15 protein-coding genes and 1 riboswitch are annotated in these 19,151 nt (G+C 62.3%); of the genes, 8 read left to right on the forward strand and 7 right to left on the reverse strand.

Features of this window, described 5'->3' with window-relative positions; translation table 11 throughout:
• Positions 1-2 precede the first annotated feature (2 nt).
• The 4 genes from cobG to E8M77_RS03660 are packed head-to-tail and all read right to left on the reverse strand — an operon-like array spanning position 3 to position 6,148.
• Positions 3-1,349 carry a precorrin-3B synthase gene (gene cobG / locus E8M77_RS03645; protein ID WP_170975732.1) on the reverse strand — a complete coding sequence of 449 codons (1,347 nt, stop codon included), beginning with the start codon at positions 1,347-1,349 and terminating at the stop codon, positions 3-5.
• Positions 1,346-4,705 carry a cobaltochelatase subunit CobN gene (cobN, locus tag E8M77_RS03650; RefSeq protein WP_137129263.1) on the reverse strand — a complete coding sequence of 1,120 codons (3,360 nt, stop codon included), beginning with the start codon at positions 4,703-4,705 and terminating at the stop codon, positions 1,346-1,348. The genes cobG and cobN overlap by 4 nt, the downstream gene beginning before the upstream one ends.
• Complete coding sequence (gene cobW / locus E8M77_RS03655; protein ID WP_137129264.1) at positions 4,705-5,742, reverse strand: cobalamin biosynthesis protein CobW; 1,038 nt, start codon at positions 5,740-5,742, stop codon at positions 4,705-4,707. Before cobW ends, cobN begins: the two co-directional genes overlap by 1 nt.
• A gap of 16 nt (positions 5,743-5,758) precedes the next feature.
• Entirely contained in the window at positions 5,759-6,148 is a 390-nt protein-coding gene (locus E8M77_RS03660) for a DUF1636 family protein (RefSeq protein WP_137129265.1), read from the reverse strand.
• Between the two features lie 138 nt (positions 6,149-6,286).
• Positions 6,287-6,508: riboswitch (cobalamin riboswitch) on the reverse strand.
• A gap of 108 nt (positions 6,509-6,616) precedes the next feature.
• On the opposite strand from E8M77_RS03660, the gene cobO reads away from it, so the two are divergent.
• Both cobO and E8M77_RS03670 read left to right on the forward strand, forming a co-directional pair.
• Complete coding sequence (gene cobO / locus E8M77_RS03665; RefSeq protein ID WP_137129266.1) at positions 6,617-7,231, forward strand: cob(I)yrinic acid a,c-diamide adenosyltransferase; 615 nt, start codon at positions 6,617-6,619, stop codon at positions 7,229-7,231.
• Positions 7,231-8,703, forward strand: a complete 1,473-nt coding sequence (locus E8M77_RS03670; RefSeq protein WP_137129267.1) for a cobyric acid synthase — start codon at positions 7,231-7,233, stop codon at positions 8,701-8,703. The genes cobO and E8M77_RS03670 overlap by 1 nt, the downstream gene beginning before the upstream one ends.
• Here the strand turns inward: E8M77_RS03670 and cbiB are convergent.
• Positions 8,687-9,658 (reverse strand): adenosylcobinamide-phosphate synthase CbiB, encoded by a 972-nt coding sequence (gene cbiB / locus E8M77_RS03675; RefSeq protein ID WP_137129268.1) that lies wholly within the window; start codon positions 9,656-9,658, stop codon positions 8,687-8,689. The genes E8M77_RS03670 and cbiB overlap by 17 nt on opposite strands.
• Here cbiB and cobD point away from each other — a divergent pair.
• The 5 genes from cobD (at position 9,657) to E8M77_RS03700 (ending at position 16,023) form a co-directional block, all read left to right on the forward strand.
• Complete coding sequence (gene cobD, locus E8M77_RS03680) at positions 9,657-10,712, forward strand: threonine-phosphate decarboxylase CobD (RefSeq protein ID WP_137129269.1); 1,056 nt, start codon at positions 9,657-9,659, stop codon at positions 10,710-10,712. The two genes, cbiB and cobD, sit on opposite strands and share 2 nt — an antisense overlap.
• Before the next feature lie 86 nt (positions 10,713-10,798).
• Positions 10,799-12,223, forward strand: a complete 1,425-nt coding sequence (locus E8M77_RS03685) for a M20 family metallopeptidase (RefSeq protein ID WP_170975733.1) — start codon at positions 10,799-10,801, stop codon at positions 12,221-12,223.
• A 37-nt stretch (positions 12,224-12,260) separates the two neighbouring features.
• Entirely contained in the window at positions 12,261-13,619 is a 1,359-nt protein-coding gene (locus tag E8M77_RS03690; RefSeq protein ID WP_137129271.1) for an aspartate aminotransferase family protein, read from the forward strand.
• Between the two features lie 63 nt (positions 13,620-13,682).
• Positions 13,683-15,143: a phospholipase D-like domain-containing protein gene (locus tag E8M77_RS03695; protein ID WP_137129272.1), complete on the forward strand. Its 1,461-nt coding sequence runs from the start codon at positions 13,683-13,685 to the stop codon at positions 15,141-15,143.
• A 70-nt stretch (positions 15,144-15,213) separates the two neighbouring features.
• Complete coding sequence (locus E8M77_RS03700) at positions 15,214-16,023, forward strand: endonuclease/exonuclease/phosphatase family protein (protein ID WP_137129273.1); 810 nt, start codon at positions 15,214-15,216, stop codon at positions 16,021-16,023.
• A 2-nt stretch (positions 16,024-16,025) separates the two neighbouring features.
• Here the strand turns inward: E8M77_RS03700 and E8M77_RS03705 are convergent, their stop codons facing one another.
• On the reverse strand, positions 16,026-17,135 hold the full coding sequence (locus tag E8M77_RS03705; protein ID WP_137129274.1) for an NAD(P)/FAD-dependent oxidoreductase: 1,110 nt from the start codon (positions 17,133-17,135) through the stop codon (positions 16,026-16,028).
• Positions 17,136-17,323: 188 nt separating this feature from the next.
• Here E8M77_RS03705 and E8M77_RS23810 point away from each other — a divergent pair, with 188 nt between their 5' ends.
• Positions 17,324-17,479 carry a hypothetical protein gene (locus tag E8M77_RS23810; protein ID WP_170975734.1) on the forward strand — a complete coding sequence of 52 codons (156 nt, stop codon included), beginning with the start codon at positions 17,324-17,326 and terminating at the stop codon, positions 17,477-17,479.
• A gap of 11 nt (positions 17,480-17,490) precedes the next feature.
• Here the strand turns inward: E8M77_RS23810 and E8M77_RS03710 are convergent, their stop codons facing one another.
• Positions 17,491-18,654, reverse strand: a complete 1,164-nt coding sequence (locus E8M77_RS03710) for a M20 aminoacylase family protein (RefSeq protein ID WP_246659112.1) — start codon at positions 18,652-18,654, stop codon at positions 17,491-17,493.
• Positions 18,655-19,151 lie beyond the last annotated feature (497 nt).

Consider the following 19,151-nt stretch of genomic DNA (forward strand, 5'->3'; position numbering starts at 1 on the left):
CTTCAGACGAGCGCCGCCGCGATCCGCTCGGGACCAAGGCGTTGAAGACAGTCGCGGCTCGTCTCGCCGGGCTGGCGTTCCAGACGCAGCAGCGCGGAAAGAGCGGTCAGTGCCGCAGCTTCCGTTCGGGGGGCAAGCCTTTTCAGCGGGGTATCGGTGGTTTTGCCGGCAAAGACAAGATGTGTTGCATCCTCCATTGCGGCAAAGGTCAGGCTGGCTGGCGTCGGATGCGCGCAGCCCTTGGCGCAGCCGGAGATATGCAGGTGGAGCGACCCGTCGAATAAGCCACTCGCCTGATCGGCGGCAAAGCGGCCAAGCGCGTGCGTTTCGATCCGGCCGGACTGGCAGGCGGGCGCGCCGGGGCAGGCGGACATATCGGCGAGAGGATCGCCAGTGCTGGTGATGAAGCCCTCATCCTCGGCCATGGCCAGAAGTTCGCGGCACACAGGTTCCGGCGCAAAGGCGATCAGCGCATGGTTGGGGGCGGGGCGCAGATGCGTCACCCCCAGTGCCCCGGCCTTATCTACGAGACGATGGAGTGTTTCTGCCGTCACCTGGCCAAAGGCCAGCGCAAGGCGCAGCGCATGGTGTTCCCTTTCAAGGGCAAACAGTCCGAATGGAGCGGGGCTAATAGCTGTCACACTTGGTTCGACGGGTGTCACCTTCTCCAACAGGCTTGCTGGAAGGTGAGCCGGCTCAATATCGCGCGCCCGTGCTCTCGGTCCGAGTTCTGCCAAATGCGAAAGGAGGGCTTGCGTGACCTCTGCCGCATCCCTGTCGCTGACCACGCCGAGCGTTCGGCCGGTTGCGGCGGTGCCGCCCAGCGTCAGCCGCCAGAAGGTGTCGCCTTTGATAGAAAGAGCCGACAGACGGATATCGGCCAGCAGATGATCGAGCCGGATCTGCCCGCCGCTTTCCAGAACAACCGAGAGTTTCGGCGCCAGTTGCCCCTCGAATACGCGTGCCGATGCGATAATCGCCTCTCCAAGCGTTCGCGGATCGGTGGTTTCTGCCGGATCAAGCCCGGCAAGCGGCGACCATTCCACCGCCAGACCTTCACGCAAGGGAAGAGCAAGGCTGCGCACCGCCTGTTCCAGCAATTCGGCAGAGGCGACTGTCAGGCCACGGACCTGAAGGTTGCCTCGGGCCGTGATATCCAGAATGCCGTTACCGTGCGCCTTCGACAGGGTGCAGAGTGCTGAAAGCTGCGCGGGCGTCACCCCGTCCGTCAGCGCCACGCGCGACAGATAACCATCGCCGGTCAGCATCGGGGCGGAAAGTGCCGGGCAGGCACCGCGCGCCATGGAAAGGGCAGAAGAGGGAGGCAGGGCAGCGGCCAATGCAGTCATGCGCGTTCCCTCTCGCGTGCCCATCCGCGCAGTACTTCCAGTTCGCGGTCCACCGAATTGCGGCGCGGCTGCCAGAGGCCACGCCGGCGGGCCGACAGAAGGCGTTCGGCAATCGCGCCCGCTGCTTCCGGATTCTGGTCGAGCACGAAATCGCGCACGCGCTCATCCGCGACATATGCGTCGTAAACCGCTTCGATTAGGCTTTGCGGAATGGCCTGCGTGGTTTCGGCAAAACCCACCAGCCGGTCCACGGTTTCGGCCAGTTCGGCGGCTCCGCGCGGCCCGTGGCGCATCTGGCCCTCGATGAAGCGAGGGTTGATAGCGCGGGCGCGCACGACGCGGGTGACGGCTTCAGAAATCGAACGGGCGCGTGGTCGCTGCGGATCGGTGGTGTCGAGCGCGATCAGGTCCGCCTTGCCGCCAAGCGCTGCCACGGCTGCGGCAAAACCGCCGATAAAGGCGACATCGCCGGAACCGTCGAGCAGGTCACGACCGGGATCATCGCCCGTATGGACCAGAAGATCGGCTATCCGCACGCGCTCGGCAAAGGCGTCTCCTGCCGGCTGTTCTTCGCCGTCTGGGCCGCCAAAGGCATGGCTGGTCATGGCAAGATAGGCGCGGCCAAGCTCTTCGCGCGCCTGCCAGTCTCCATCGGCAAGCTTTTCTTCGACGCCAGACCCATAGGTGCCGGGCGCCGAGCCGAAGATGCGGTGCGGCATTATACCGTGAAGCCGGGCGGTCTCTGCCAGTGGATTATCGCCCTCGGCCTCGTCGGTGCGTGATGCAATGGTGCGGGCCGCGGCATCCAGAAGCGCAATCAGCGAGGGGAACATGTCGCGAAACAGGCCGGAAATGCGGAAAGTCACATCGACGCGGGGTCGACCAAGCTGGGCCGGCGCCAGAACTTCGATACCGGTCACACGGCCGGTCGCCGGGTCCTGGATCGGTCTTGCTCCCATCAGCGCCAGACCTTGCGCCACTTCCTCGCCGCCGCTGCGCAGTGTGGCGCTGCCCCAGAGATCAAAGACAAGGCTTTTCGGCCAGTCGCCATGGTCCTGCAGATAGCGGCGGATCACCTCTTCGGCGGCAAGCCTGCCAAGCTCAAAGGCCGTCGGTGTCGGCATGGTGCGCGGATCGGACGCATAGAGATTGCGGCCCGTGGGAAGCACGTCGCGACGCCCGCGCGCCGGTGCGCCTGCAGGGCCGGGGCTTAGGAACCGGCCATCAAGCGCGCCGAGAAGTGCGGCACGCTCGGCCCCGGCGCTGTCGATCCTGAGCGGGTCCGTATCGAGCGGATCGGCGCGGCCAAACACATGCTGGCCGTCCTTGATGGCGAAATCCTTGAGATCGCAGAGAAAGGCATCGATGCGCGACAGCGCCGTATCGGCATCCTCTTGGCCGCTCACGCCGATTTCCTGCGCCAGCCCGCTTTCCTCGGCCTTTTCGACGATGAGTTTCGCCAGCCTGTCACGCCGCTTGCGATCCAGCCCGTCGGCCTGCGCATATTCATCCACCAGCAGTTCCAGCGCCTGCTGTGGCGGCGAAAGGCCGGCCTCTGCCAGCATTGGCGGCATGTGGCCGATAGTGATGGCGGCAATGCGGCGTTTGGCGACGGCGGCCTCGCCGGGATTGGAGACGATAAAGGGATAGAGTACCGGCAGATTGCCGGTCACGAGTTCCGGGAAACAGGCACCTGTCAGCGCAACAGTCTTGCCCGGCAGCCATTCCAGCGTGCCATGCGCACCCACATGGATGATGGCCTGGCTTTGCAGTTCCCGCTGCATCCAGCAGCCGAAACCGATCAGCGCATGGCGCGGCGGGCGGGCGGGATCGTGATAATCCGTGCGCCGGTCGGCCTCGCGGCCGCGATCCGGTGCCAGTGCTACGGTAACATTGCCGAAACGCACGGCCCGGAACCGGAAGGCTCCATCCCTGCATGCTTCGTCGGCTAAGGGATCGCCCCAGGTGGCTATCACCGCCTCTCGGGCGTCGGCAGGCAGCAGGCCAAGATACTCCTCGTAAGCTGGGAGAGGCAGGGTTTCCTGCCCGCACAGGACAAGATCCATCAGGTCCTTGGCCGTGGCTGGAATATCACCCACGCCATAACCGTCGCTCAAAAGGCTGCGCAGCATGTCCAGCACGCTTTCCGGCACATCGAGACCCACCGCATAGCCGGTGCGACCGGCTGCACCCGGATAATCGGGCATCAGAATGGTGAGCCGGCGCTCGGCTTTCGGCGCGGCATAGAGATCGAGATGCTTTGCGATGCGCTCGGCAACGGCGGCCACGCGGTCCGGCTCCGGCCGATTGGCAAAGCCGGCAAAACCATAGGCGCCGCCGGCATCGCGCTCATCCTTGAAGGAGATCACGCCGGCCAGAATGCGTCCGTCAAGTTCCGGCAGCACCACATGCATGGCCAGATCCGACGGCCCGAGCCCGCGCTGGCTTTCCACCCAGGCCTGTCGCTTGGTGGTGGCAATCACCGCCTGAAAGACGGGCACGCCTGAGCGATCGAACAGGGTTTTGCCATCCAGTTCGGCATTGCTGGCAAAGGCGGTCGTCGCGATAATCGCAGCTGGTTTCAGGGTCTGGAAAAGATCAAACAGGGTGGAAAGCGTTGCTTTGTCCTTCAGGCCCGGCACGAAGATCGGCAGCGGTGCAAAGCCCTTTTCCTTGAGCGCCGTGGCCAGCGTCTCGATCGGCGCCACATCGCCCGCCAGCAGCATGGACCGATAGAAGAGAAGCGGCAGGATCTTTTGACCGGCGATACCCTCCACTGCGTCGGCTTGCGAAATGACACCTTTGCCGGGCCGGTAGAAGCCGAGTTTTGGAACGGTTACGGCCTTTTCAGCCTGCGGCTTGGTACCATCGGCCAGATCCCGCAGCGCCTCAGCCAGCCGGTTCAGGTTGTCCGGCCCGCCTTCGCGAAAGAAGGAGAGGAAATGATCGATCTGCGACTGGGGGAGGCTCGAGGCGGCAGACAGCCGATCGTCCTTCTCGCTGCATTCGCCAGGCAAAAGCACCAGCGGCAGGCCTTTTCCGCGCGCCAGATGCGACAGTTCTTCCACGCCATAGCGCCAGCGGTCATAGCCGCCCAGCACCCGCACCAGAATGACCTTGGCATGACGCGCCACCTTGTCGATCCAGAGATCCACCGACATCGGGTGGCGAAGATCGGACAGCTGGGCCAGCCGCAGGGAGAACCTGCCATCAGCCAGCCGATCCCAGGCGGCGGCCACGCCGTTCAGGTCGCTATCGGTAAAGGACAGCACCACCACGTCACCCGGCGACTGGTTGAGATCAACCGGTTCGATCAGGTCGTCAAGCGACGAGGACGTGGTGGCAAGAATGTGCATCAGGCGGCCAGCAGCTTCCCGATCTTTTGCGCATCGATGCCCTTTTCGCCGATGATGACGAGGCGCGAGCGGCGGTCTTCACCGGCCGTCCAGGCGCGGTCGAAATAGTGGTTCACACGCGGGCCGACCGCCTGCACCAGAAGCCGCATCGGCTTGCCGGAGACTTCCACATAGCCTTTGATGCGCAGAACCTTTTCCGCCTCGGTGACGCTTGCAATGCGGGCGCTGAGGTCTTCCGGGCTGGCAATCGCCGGAATGTCGAGCACGAAGCTGTCGAAATCATCGTGCTCGTGGTCCAGTTCGCCGTCGTGATGGGTCTTGCGGTTTTCGATGTCATCTTCCACGGCAAGGCCAAGGCCGATGAACACGGCAGGGTCGATCTGGCCGTATTCCGAATGGACGATGCGCACGGCGCGCGGCAAATGGGCCTTCACATGGGCATGGGCCTTTTCAAGCTCGGCGGGCGACAACAGATCGGCCTTGGTCAGAATGACGAGGTCTGCGCAGGCGATCTGGTCTTCAAAGACTTCCTCGACCGGATTGTCATGATCGAGCGACTGATCTTGCGTGCGCTGGGCGGCAAGTGCTTCCATGTCATCGGCCACGCGGCCATCTGCCAAAGCCTGCCCATCCACCACGGCAATCACGCCATCGACGGTGACGCGGCTTTTCACGCTTGGCCATTGGAAGGCCTGCACCAGCGGTTTGGGCAGCGCAAGGCCAGAGGTCTCGATCAGGATATGATCGACCTTTGGATGCAAAGCGAGGATCTTGTCGATGGCCGGCACGAAATCATCGGCCACGGTGCAGCAGATGCAGCCATTGGCAAGCTCGATGATATTGTCTTCCGGGCAGTTTTCGACGCCGCAGCTTTTCAGGATTTCGCCATCGATGCCCACATCGCCGAATTCGTTGACGATGATGGCAAGCCGCTTGCCCTTGATGTTTTCCAGTGCATGGCGCAGCAGCGTGGTTTTGCCGGCGCCGAGAAAACCGGTGACGACCGTGCAGGGAATGCGGGCAAGCGATGTGCTCATGGAATGGAGGTCCTTCTTACGGCTTCTGGATGTGTGTGGAATGCAGATCAAGCGGTGGAATGCGGGCAATCATGCCGCGCTTCAGGCTGTCGGGCCGGCCCTTCCAGGGCATCAACCCGTCGGTGGATTGAGCCAGAAGGCGGGCGCCGGTCACCAGGTCCTCGGCACTGTCCAAGGTCAGGTCACCGAAGATATAGGACCAGCCGTCAGCGCTCTGGATGCTGGCATTCAGGCCGCGCTTGCAATTGGCAAGGCAGGCGACTGCGCGCATTTCGATCCCGGTCTCGCCCAGGTTTTTAACCTTTTCGGCCAGCATCGCGCCCTCGCGCGGCGCATCCGGCGCCTGGCCGGTGCTGCGGCAGGTCTCGCATACGAAGACGACGACGCGTGCGGCCTCTAGTGCCATCACCGTTCCACTATCTGTCTGTGCTGATAAATCCACCTGGAGCCCCGTGTCTTCAAATCATAACGGGGCGCAAGCCTGCACGGCGGATTGCCGGCATGCTCAAAAACTCATCCCTGCCGGAGCACCCCGCCCGGCTGGATTTTCCTCATCGTCAACGGCAGGTCTCCTGGCTCGCGGCTCATCGCCCATGCGCTGCCTTCCCGAAGAAAACTTCAGTGGCTTTCGGCGCCGGGTTCCCGCTTCAGGCGGGGGCCGCTTACAGTTGCGGGGGCAGCCGTGGTTTAGGCCAATTCTGGCCGCACCGCGTTCCCTCTTAGCTTTCCCCGTTGCCGGGAAAAGACCGTTGCTGGTTCACTATGCGCTTAGGCGCGGATGTGTCAATGCCGGCGAACGGCCATTGCCGGAGGAGGTGCTTCGACTATAGTCCCGCCTCCGACTTCAACCGCAGACGTTCAAGAGGAGAGGCCCATGGCGGATATCGACGGGGAACAGGCAGAACGCCACAAGCGCAAGATGGAAAACCGCAAGGCGGTGCAGGATGCGGAAGTGGCTTCCAAGACCATCGAAAAGGGTCTGCTGATCGTCAATACCGGGCCGGGCAAGGGCAAATCGACGGCCGCCTTCGGCCTGGCGCTGCGCATGCTGGGGCATGGCCGAAAGGTCGCCGTAGTACAGTTCATCAAGGGCGCCTGGGAGACCGGCGAGCGGGCGGCGCTGGAAACCTTTGGCGAAAAGGTGATCTGGCATACAATGGGCGAGGGATTTACCTGGGATACGCAGGACCTGAAGCGGGATGTGGAAGCGGCCGGGCGCGCCTGGGAAAAGGCCAAGGAAGTGATGGCGATGCCGGAGGTTGGCCTCGTCATTCTCGATGAGATGAACATTGCGCTGCGCTATGATTATCTCGATCTGGAGACGGTGATTGCCGATCTGGCCGCACGCCGGGAGGGTCTGCATGTCATTGTCACCGGTCGCAATGCCAAGCCTGCGCTGATCGAGGCGGCCGATATGGTGACGGAAATGACGCTGGTGAAGCATCACTTCAAGGCCGGCGTGAAGGCGCAAGTCGGGATAGAATTCTGATGACGGGCACAAAGAGCGCCAAGGCCCTGATGTTCCAGGGCACCGGTTCGGATGTCGGCAAGTCGCTGCTGGTGGCGGGGCTGGCGCGCGCCTTTACCTTTCGGGGCCTGAAGGTTCTGCCGTTCAAGCCGCAGAACATGTCGAACAATGCTGCCGTGACGGCGGATGGCGGCGAGATTGGCCGGGCGCAGGCGCTGCAGGCGCGCGCGGCACGGGCGCCATTGTCCGTGCATATGAACCCGGTGCTTTTGAAGCCGCAGAGCGAGGTCGGCGCCCAGCTTGTTGTTCAGGGTCGCGTTGAGGGCAATGCCAAGGCCGCCGAATATCAGCATTTGAAGGCGGGGCTGATGCCACGCGTGCTGGAAAGCTTTGGAAAACTGAAATCGCATGCCGATCTGGTGCTGGTGGAAGGGGCGGGCAGCGCATCCGAGGTGAACCTGCGCCGCAATGACATTGCCAATATGGGTTTTGCCCGCGCCGCAGATGTGCCTGTGGTACTGATCGGCGATATCGATCGCGGTGGCGTGATCGCCAGCATTGCCGGCACGAAACTGGTGCTGGACGCGGCAGATGCGGCAATGATCCATGGCTTCATCGTCAACCGGTTTCGCGGCGATCCGTCGCTGTTTGACGACGGCATGCGGATGATCGAGGGCTTTACCGGCTGGAGCCCGGTTGGTCTTTTGCCGCATTTTGCTGAAGCGGTGCGCCTGCCGGCTGAAGATGCGCTGGCGCTGAATTCGGCACCTGCCGCAAAGGCCGGCGCGACGATCCGCATCGCCGTGCCGATCCTGCCGCATGTCTCCAATTTCGACGATCTCGATCCGCTGGATGCCGAGCCGCAGGTGGAGCTTGTGCGGGTGCGTCCCGGTGGCGTGCTGCCGGCCGATGCCGACCTTGTGCTGCTCTTAGGCTCCAAGGCAACGATTGCCGATCTGCAGGCGCTGAAAGCCGCCGGCTTCGATGTGGATATCGCCGCCCATTTGCGGCGGGGAAAGCCGGTGCTTGGTCTTTGCGGCGGCTACCAGATGCTGGGGAAAAGCGTGGCCGATCCTGACGGTATCGAAGGGCCGGCGGGTGTTATTGAGCCGGGGCTTGGGCATCTGGATGTGGAGACCCGGCTGACCGGGCAGAAACATCTGGTGGCGGTGACCGGGCAGACCACGGATGGACAATCATTTGCCGGCTATGAAATGCATGTGGGTGAAACGCTGGGGTCGGATCGTCTTCGGCCCTTCGCCCGTATCGGGGGCGAGGGCGAGGGCGCTGTCTCGCGGTCCGGGTTTGTCTGCGGCACCTATGTGCATGGGCTGTTTGCCGATGATGGCCAGCGCTCCGCCTGGCTGACGCGGCTGGGTGGGCAGGCCACGCGGCTGGATTACGAACAGGGTGTCGAAGAGGTGCTCGATCGTCTGGCCGCCCATATGGAGCGCCATCTCGATCTGGATCTGCTTCTCAGATTAGCGCGCTGAAGCCATCGGCCAGAATGCCGAACAGGATGATGAGCAGGAGATCGGCAACCCGCGACAGGGTGAGCGCCCGGCGGATATCCTGTGCCGTTGCCTCGCGCCTGCCGCCTTCTCCCATAACGTGATCATCCACCAGCACGCCGCCATAGATGCGTGGACCGGCCAGGGCCAGACCGAGCGCGCCGGCCATGGCCGCTTCCGGCCAACCGGCATTCGGGGATTTATGGCGTGAGGCATCGCGGCGCAGGGCATTCCAGGCGGCACGCGGCGAGGCGCCGGGCACCAGCGCGGCCGCAGCAATGAACAGCAGTGCTGTCAGCCGCGAGGCGGGCAAGTTGACGAGGTCATCGAAGCGGGCGGCCGCCCAGCCATAGGCGCCGTAGCGGGCATTGCGGTGGCCGATCATGCTGTCAGCCGTGTTCGTGGCCTTGTAGAGGGCGGCGCCCGGCAAGCCGCCGAGACCAAGCCAGAGGGCGGGGGCGGTGATGCCATCGGAAAAGTTCTCAGCAAGGCTCTCGATGGCCGCACGGCTGACACCTGCCTCGTCCAACTGGTCCGGATCGCGCCCGACAATCATCGAGACGGCTTTGCGACCTGCCGGCAGACCGCCATTCTCCAGTGCGTCGGCCACGGCGCGTACATGATCTTCGAGGCTCTTTTGCGCAATCAGGCTGGAGGCGATGACGGCGAGCACGAAAAACCCGAAGGGCAGCCAGAGCAGCGAGCGCTCGATGAGCAGCGATACGACGAACGTGACGCCGAGCAGGATGAGAAATGCGATCACCCCATGGCGGCGGCGTATGTCAAACGGCAGATCAAGCCGGTTGAAGCGCCTTTCCAGCCGTTCGATCAGCTTGCCGATCCAGATCACCGGATGGCCGATGCGATCCACAAGCCATTGCGGATAACCGACAAGCCGTTCAATAAGCAGAGCGATAAAGGCGAGAGAGAAGGCCATGGATCAGCAACGGGACGCGACAGAGGGCAAAAGCGGGCAGGCGATCGATCACGGTGGCAATCTGGCGCGGGCGGCGGCACTTTTTCCGCAGGCGCTCCAGCCGTGGATTGATCTTTCCACCGGTATCAATCCTCACTCCTATCCCCATTCGCCCATTCCGACCACCGCTTTTTCCCGCCTGCCGGAGCCGGCAGCGCTTGAACACCTGAGGGCTGTGGCGGCAAATGCTTATGATGCGCCATCACCCGCTCATCTGGCGCCGGCACCGGGCACGCATATCCTTTTGCCGCTGCTGATCGAGGCCGTCTTTGGCCGTCTTTCGGTTGCGGGTCGTCGGGCGGCAGTGCTGTCGCCCACCTATGCCGAGCACGCAAGGCTTGCCCGGCATGCCGGTTTCGATGTCACGGAGACGGCGGATTTCGGCGCGCTGGCAAGCGCGGATCTTGCGATTGTGGTCAACCCCAACAATCCAGATGGACGGCTCATCGCGCCGCAGGACATTTTCGATCTTTCGCGCCGGCTGGCTGCCAAGGGCGGGCTTCTGGTGGTCGATGAAGCGTTCATGGAGGTCGCGGAGCCGGATGCATCCGTTGCCGTTGCCGTGCATCCGGGACTTGCGGTTCTGCGCTCGTTTGGCAAATTCTATGGCCTTGCCGGCTTGCGGCTGGGCTTTGCCGTTGCGCCACCCGCGATTGCCGAGCAATTGTCGGTGCGGCTCGGCCCCTGGGCCATTCCGGGACCGACCCTACATGCCGGGCTCGAAGCGCTGGTCGATCGCAAGTGGCAGGACGCCATGCGCGGTCAGCTGAAGCAGGAGGCAGGGCGGCTGGACAGCTTGCTGGCGGGTGCCGGGCTGCAGGTGTCAGGTGGTACCTCGCTGTTTCGCTATCTAGTGGACCCTCGGGCGCCGGCGCTGTTCCAGCATCTGGGCGAAGCAGGCATTCTTGTGCGCCGATTTTCCGAGCGGCCGGATTGTTTGCGCATTGGCCTGCCACAGGTGGACGAGTGGAAACGGTTGGAAACGGCCCTTTGCACAGAAAATTGGCAAAGTTGAAGCCTGCAGGAAAGGTTTGCATTCTGTCCATGCTGCGCTAGGGTCTGGCCTTCCTTGATCGTCGCATGCAGGTGAATTCCATGTCCATGAGCAGTAATCTCCCCCAGATCTTCCAGGCCGTCGATCGGCACAGGGAGGTGTTCAAGGAGCTTTCGGATCGTGTCTGGGCAACGCCGGAAACCTGCTATATGGAAGTGGTTTCCACTGCCGCCCATCGCGAAATGCTGGAGACACAAGGCTTCCGTATCACGGAGAACGTGGCGGGTATCCCGACAGCTCTGATCGGCGAGGCAGGCGAGGGCGGGCCGGTCATCGCCTTTCTCGGTGAATATGATGCGCTGGCTGGGCTGAGCCAAAAGGCCGGCGTTTCCCATCACGAGCCATTGACGGCAGGCGCCAACGGCCATGGCTGTGGCCACAATCTGCTCGGTTCGGCCTCGCTTCTGGCGGCAACCGCCTTGAAAGACTGGCTGGAAGCCACCGGCACGCCCGGCCGCGTGCGCTATTACGGCTGCCCGGCGGAAGAAGGCGGAGCGGCCAAGGCCTTCATGGTGCGTGCAGGCGCCTTTCAGGATGTCGATATCGCCATCTGCTGGCACCCAAGCGCCTTTGCCGGCGTGCAGCGCGAAACCTCGCTTGCCAATTGCCGCATCGATTTCACCTTTACCGGCCGTTCCTCGCATGCGGCGGCAAGCCCCGAGCTTGGCCGCAGCGCGCTTGATGCCGTGGAACTGATGAGCGTCGGCGTTAATTATCTGCGCGAACATATGCAGCAGGATTGTCGCATCCACTATGCGCTGCTCGATGCCGGAGGCATTTCGCCCAATGTCGTGCAGGCACATGCCAAGGTGCGCTACGTGGTGCGCGCGCCGGAACTGTCCGGTCTCTTTCCGCTTATCGAGCGGGTGAAGAAGGTTGCTGAAGGGGCGGCGCTGATGACTGAGACGAAGATGGAAAACATCATCCTGTCGGGCGTTTCCAACCTCATCGTCAACACGCCGCTGATGGATGTCATGCAGGATGTCTGGCAGAGCATGGGCGCGCCCGATTTCGACGATGCGGACCGCCGGTTTGCCGAGGAAATCCGTTCCACGCTGACGCCGGAAGATATTGCCGCAAGCTGGGCGCAGGAACGCCTGGAAGAGCGCGATATTCCGCTCGCCGATTTCATCCTGCCCGCCCATAGTGAGGTGCGCCAGATGGGCGGCTCCACGGATGTCGCCGATGTCAGCTGGGTCGTGCCAACCGTGCAGGCCTATGGTCCGACGCTTGCCATCGGTACCCAGCTGCACACCTGGCAGGTGGTGGCGCAGGGCAAGAGCAGCCATGCGCACAAGGCGATGATCGACACGGCCAAAGCCATGGCCGCAACCGGCCTCGCCGCGCTGCAAAGCGACCAGTTGCGCGAGGCCGCCTGGGCCGATCTCAAGCGCCGGCTGAAGGGGCAGGCCTATCGCAGCCCCATCCCGCCGGAAGCCGAGCCGCCGGTGGCCGCCATGGGCGGTCGCTGAGCCGCCACCCCATCACAGATTTTTGGAGCAGACATCCATGACGATCCAGCCCAATTCCATCGAGGCCCGCGACAAGGCCTACCAGCTGCATTCCTATACCAATGCCAAGGCATTGGAGCGCGATGGCGCGCTGGTGATCGAAAGCGGTGAAGGGATCTATGTCTTCGACAGCAATGGAAAGCGCTATATCGAGGGCATGGCCGGCTTGTGGAGCGTGGCTGTCGGATTCGGGGAACAGCGCCTGGTGGATGCCGCCGCCCGGCAGATGGCGAAGCTTCCCTATTATCACACATTCGCGGCCAAGACCCATGGTCCTTCCGTCGATCTGGCGGAAAAGCTGATCCAGATGGCGCCGGTGCCGATGTCGAAGGTGTATTTCACCAATTCCGGATCGGAAGCCAATGATACGGCGATGAAGATGATCTGGTACCGCTCCAATGCTCTGGGCCGGCCGGAAAAGAAGAAGATCATCTCGCGCATCAAGGGATATCACGGCGTGACGGTGGCCAGTGCCAGCCTGACGGGCCTTCCCAACAATCACCGCTCGTTTGATCTGCCGCTGCCCGGTATTTTCCACACCACCTGTCCGCATTTTCGCCTGTTTGCGCAGGAGGGCGAGGATGAGGCCGGTTTTGTCGCAAGGTGTGCAGCCGATCTCGAAGCACTCATCGCGCGGGAAGGTGCCGATACGATTGCAGCCTTCATCGGCGAGCCGGTCATGGGGGCCGGCGGTGTCATCGTGCCGCCGGCGGGCTATTGGGAGGCCATCCAGCCTATCCTGAAGAAGCACGACATCCTCTTCATTGCAGACGAAGTGATCTGCGGCTTTGGTCGCACCGGCCAGATGTTCGGCACCACCACCTTTGCGCTGGAGCCGGATATCATCACCCTGTCGAAGCAGCTCTCCTCCTCCTATCAGCCGATTTCGGCGCTTCTGATCAATGATCGTGTCTATCAGCCGATTGCCGAGGAATCCGGTCGCATCGGCACTTTTGGCCACGGCTATACAGGCTCCGGTCATCCGGTGGCCGCTGCCGTCGCACTGGAAAATCTCGCGATCATTGAGGAACGCGATCTGGTCGGCAATGTGCAGGCGCTCAGCCCGTTTTTCCTCAAGCGCCTGAAGGCGCTCGAGGCGCATCCTCTGGCCATTGAAGCGCGGGGAATAGGTCTTATCGGGGCGCTGGAGCTGGCGCCACGCGAAGGATTTGCGACTGGGCAGCTGGGACCGAAACTGGCTGCAATCCTGCAGGAGAACGGTCTGTTTTCGCGCGCGGTCGGCGATTCCATGGCGCTTTGCCCGCCGATGATCATCACCGAGGAACAGGTCGGCACGATCTTCGATATCTTTGAGCGCTCGCTCGACGTGTTCCAGACGCAGCTGTCTGCAGCCTGAGCCAGAAGGCTTTGCGATAGCGGGATTATTGCACCCTGCGGCAGGGCGCCTATATCTAGCGCGATGCTGGATTTTCTATCGCCCTATTGGCCGCATATCGTATTTGTCCTGTCGGTCTTCATGGGCGCGACTGCGGCTATTCACGTGGCCATGACCAAGGATGAGGTGCGCTCGGCCATTGGCTGGGTGGGCGTCATCCTCCTGTCGCCGATCATCGGTGCCCTGCTCTACCTGATCGCCGGCATCAACAGGGTCCGCCGCACTGTCTTGGGCAATCGGCGCGAATTGCTGAAAGGCAATTTCCTCGAGCACATGGTGTCCTTCGACGCGACGGATACCATGGTGGCCACGCAGTTCGGCCGAAGATTTCAGGCCATGAAGACGCTGGGCGACCGCGTAACGCGCAACTATCTCACCACCGGCAATGCGATCACCAGGCTGGAAGGTGGGGACGCGGCCTATGGTGCCATGCTGGATGCTATTGGCAAGGCTCGACGCAGCATTATCCTGGAGACCTATATTTTCGATCGGGACCGGGTCGGGCGCCAGTTTGTCACGGCGCTGACGCAGGCCGTGGCGCGTGGCGTTGATGTGCGCGTGCTGATCGATGCAGTCGGCGCCCGTTATTCCGTGCCGAGTGTGCTAGGCATGCTGCGCGATGGCGGGGTGACGGTGGATGTGTTCAACGGCAATGTCATCATGGGTCTGCGCCTGCCCTATGCCAATCTGCGCACCCACCGCAAGATCATGGTGGTGGATGGAGAACTGGCCTTTACCGGCGGCATGAACATCCGCGAGGCCTTTTCACGCGCCGTCAGCGGCAAGGACTTTGCCATCGATACGCATTTCCGCCTCTCCGGGCCGGTGGTGGCGGATCTGTTTGAGCTTGCCGCCGACGATTGGCGCTTTGCCAGCGGCGAGGTGCTGACGGATGAGAGCTGGCGGATCGAGCCTCCGGGCGGAATACCGGGGTCGCCGGTTCTGATCCGCGCCGTCGGTTCGGGACCTGACCGCAGCGTCGAGACCAATCACAAGATGCTGATGGGTGCCTTTTCCGTTGCCCGCTCAACCATCCGCATCGTCTCCCCCTATTTCCTGCCGGACCGGGAGCTGATCAGTGCCTTGTCCACGGCGGCGCGGCGGGGCGTTGAGGTGGATATCGTCGTGCCGGCCGCCAATAATCTGACGCTCGTTGATCGGGCCATGACCGCGCAGTTCGACCAGATTCTCGATGGCGATTGCCGTATCTGGCGCGCGGGCGGCCCCTTCAACCATTCCAAGCTGTTGGTGGTGGACGGACGCTGGGCCTATATCGGTTCGTCCAATATGGATCCGCGTTCGCTGCGGCTGAATTTCGAGGTCGATCTGGAAGTGTTTGATGAAGCCTTCGCCCAGGCGCTCGAGGCAGAGATCGATGCCACGCTTGCCAATGCCGAGCCGGTTTCACTGGAGGCATTGAAGGCACGTCCGTTTGCCGTGCGTCTTTTTGAGCGTGTGTTATGGCTTGGCTCACCCTATCTGTGATCGGGGCTGGAAGCATGGCCCGCGCGCGCTATACTCGCCTGATGGCCTTTGAACCGATCCGCAACACCGCATGAACAGCAGCAATCTCCCCGCCAGCATCCTGTCCTCCATTCGCAATCGCAAGCAACGCGCGCTTGTCCGCGAGGATGAGACGGGCCGGCGCGACCCGTCAGATCTTCTGGTTGCCTCCTACAATGTCCACAAATGCGTTGGCGTGGACGGGCGGTTCGATCCGGCACGCATTGCCCATGTCATCCGCGAGATCGGGCCGGACGTGTTGGCGCTGCAGGAGGCGGATACCCGCTTTGGTGAGCGCCGTGGGCTTCTCGATCTCAACTGGGTGGAGCGCGAGACGGGGCTTGTGCCGGTGCCGGTTTCGGGCTTTGCCAAGGCGCATGGCTGGCATGGCAATGTGCTGTTCTTTCGCCATGGCGTGGTGCGTGACGTGCATCAGGTTAAGCTGCCGGGGCTGGAGCCTCGCGGTGCGCTGTTGACCGAACTGGAGCTGAAGGATGGCGCTGTCCTGCGGGTCATCGCCGCGCATCTGGGCCTGCTCAATCGTTCGCGCCAGCAGCAGGCGCGCATGATCCTCGATATTCTTGATGCCCGCGAGGACCAGCCAACCATCCTGATGGGCGATCTCAACGAATGGCGGCTGGGCGTTCGCTCCTCGCTGAATTCTCTGTCGGCAACGTTTCGCGGCATGCCGGCGGCCGTGCCAAGCTTTCCATCGCGCCTGCCGGTGCTGGCGCTCGACCGCATCATGTCGAACCGGCCAGGGTTGATCGAACAGGTGCATGTGCATGATACGGCGCTGGCACGGCTTGCCTCGGATCACCTGCCGATCAAGGCGGTCATCAGGGCCCATGCGCCGATTTGAACCTATGCGGCCGGTGATACCCGGTCTGCCACTTCACGTGCGATTGCCAGTGAGGCCGTCAAGCCCGGACTTTCGATGCCAAACAGATTGACGAGGCCGGGAGTGCCATGGAACTCCGGTCCGTCGATGCGGAAATCGGCAGCTGGATCGGAAGGCCCGCAGATTTTCGGGCGCATACCTGAGTAGCCGGGGATCAGCGCTTGCTGCGGCATATCTGGCCAGTAGCGGCGGATGGCTTCGTCAAAGCCTGCCACCCGCGACAGATCGACGGTGTAGTCGATCGCGTCCACCCATTCGACATCCGGGCCAAAGCGAACCTGTCCGGAAAGATCCATGGTCAGATGTACGCCGAGCCCATGCGCATGCGGTGCCGGGTAGATGAGATGCCGGAAGGGTGCGCGGCCCGGCAGCATGAAATAGCTGCCCTTGGCATAGCGCGTCTGCGGTATGGTGTGAGAAGCTTGGCCTTCTATGGCGCCAGCCACGACGGATGCATGCAGGCCGGCTGTATTGACGAGAATATCGCAGGACAGATCGAGAGGCTCAGAGCCACCGGCGCTGACCACAAAGCCGCTCCCCTCTCGACGCGCGCCGACAAACGGTGCTTTGAGCGCTATGGTCGCGCCGGCATTTTCCGCATCGCCCTGCAGCGCCAGCATATAGCCATGGCTATCGATGATGCCGGTGGAAGGAGACAACAGGCCGGCGATGCAGGAGAGCGAAGGTTCCAGTTCCTGCGCCTCCTCCTGCGAGAGCATGGCGAGGTCGGGGACACCATTTGCCACGCCTTTACGCAACAGGTCGTGCAGCAGGAGCAGTTCGGAATCCTGCGTGGCAACGATCAGCTTGCCGCATTGACGGTACTGCACCCCATGGGAAGCGCAGAATTCATAGAGCTTCTGGCGGCCTTCCACGCAGAGCCGCGCCTTGAGGCTTCCCGGCGGATAGTAGAGCCCGGAATGGATGACTTCGCTATTGCGCGATGAGGTTCCGGTGCCGATCGCGCTGTCGGTTTCCAGCACGAGCACCGACAGTTGGCGCCCTGCAAGTTCACGCGCGCATGCAAGGCCGATCACGCCTGCGCCGACGATGATCGCATCGATATCAGACATCCAGAATCCCTATACGGCCCATTCGCCGCAGCACGCGCCAATCTTGCGCATCTGCACCAGAGATCAAGAGGGTTGCAATGATATTCCACCAAAGTCGCAGATGCGTGGAACAATATGCCTGTCAATCCGGTCGGGTTACGCTAATGTCGGCAAAACGGCAGATATGCCGTTGCTAGGGAGAGATATGAATGCATGAATTGCAGCAGCAGCTTGCGTCCGACATCAAGATCCTGCCGCGCAGGCTCCCCTCTGTGGCGGGCTGGCGCACTCGGTTCCTGCACGCAGCCACTGCCGGTCTTGCCTTCCTCTTCGTCGCAGGTCTTGTTCTGGGTCTGATTGCCTGATCGTGTGATTGTCAGGCGGGCTTCAGCCAGGTTTCGGCAATTTCCACCCACATCGCCACACCAATCGGCAGCGCGTCGTCGTTGAAGTCAAAGCGCGGATGGTGCAGCGGCGGGTCATTGTCCGTGCGGGCGGTGCCCAGCAGGAAATAGCTGCCGGGTCTTTCCGCCAGCATGAAGGCGAAATCCTCGCTTCCCATCGATGGTCGCGGCAGGTCCATGACATTGTCATTCCCCACCACCCGGCGGGCAATATCCCGGACGAAATCGGTTTCGGCCTTGTGGTTGATGGTCGGCTCGTAGCCGCGTTCATAGGCAATCGTCACGCTCATACCGTAGCTGGCAGCCTGTCCCTCGGCAATTTCGCGGATCCGCCGTTCCAGCATGTCGCGCACCTTGGCATCGAAGGAGCGGACGGTGATAGCCATCTGCGCCCGCTCGGGAATGACATTGCTTGCCTTGCCGGCATTGAAGGCGCCCACCGTGATCACGGCCTGATCCATCGCATGCAGATTGCGCGAGACGATGCTTTGCAGAGCCATGATGATGCTGGCGCCGCAGACGATGGGGTCCAAGGCCTCCTGCGGTTCGGCGCCGTGGCCGCCACGACCGTTGACGGTGATGATGCACTCGTCGGCTGCCGCCATCATCGGTCCTTCCTTGACTGCGATGCGGCCAAAGGGAATGGCGGGGTCGTTGTGCAGACCAAATACGGCATCGCAGGCAAAGCGCTTAAACAGCCCGTCATCGATCATCAGCTTGGCGCCGGCGAAGTTCTCCTCGGCCGGCTGGAAGATGAGATGGATTGTGCCGTCGAAATTGCGCCGTTCAGCCAGTAATTTTGCCGCCCCCAGCAGCATCGTTGTGTGGCCGTCATGGCCGCAGGCATGCATCAGGCCGGGATGAAGGCTTGCATGCTCAAGCCCGGTTTCCTCGTCGATCGGCAGGGCGTCGATATCGGCGCGGATGCCGATCGACCGGTTGCTCGTGCCGTTCTTCAATGTGGCGACCAGTCCTGTGGTTGCCAGCCCGCGCGTGACCTCATAGCCGAGGCCTGCAAGCTGTTGCGCCAGGAAATCGGAAGTCTTGAACTCGGAGAGACCAAGCTCCGGATGCTGGTGAAGATAGTGTCTGATGGCCACAAGCTCCGGCATGTCATTGGTTAGGTGTATCGTCATGAAACAGGTCTCCGCGGTAGGCTCTGGTCTATGGCTGGGCTTAGGTATTCATGCCGAACCATAACAGGAAGCGTCGGCATGGGTAATACCTGGCTACCCGTTCGCACATGCCGGCGATAGTGCCGGTCGCGCTCTAAACCTTACGCCGAATCCCGCTTGAATGCGGATGATCTTGATGTCATGGAACCAAATGAACAGTGGTGCTTTCCGTCTGCGGCTTCGTTTGTCCGGAGCAGCGTCACGCGAAAAAAGCATCGTATCCTATATTCCAACCGGCTGATTATGTTCAGGTTTCATTCATCCCTGAGGGAATAGAGGCAGACGGTCATAGATTTGGAGAAGCATGTGAACAGGTTTTGTCACTCCGTTCGCCCGTTTGACGGCGCCTATTTCAGGCTGTCGCCGGCATTCTCCATGCCTGATGCGCCATTCCTCGGCCACATCAGCGCCTGACCCGCTCTTTTTCCGCCACGCCAGCGTCCTCATTCTTAGAAGCC

Source organism: Rhizobium sp. FY34, from assembly GCF_005222845.1.
Taxonomy (GTDB): Bacteria; Pseudomonadota; Alphaproteobacteria; order Rhizobiales; family Rhizobiaceae; genus Neorhizobium.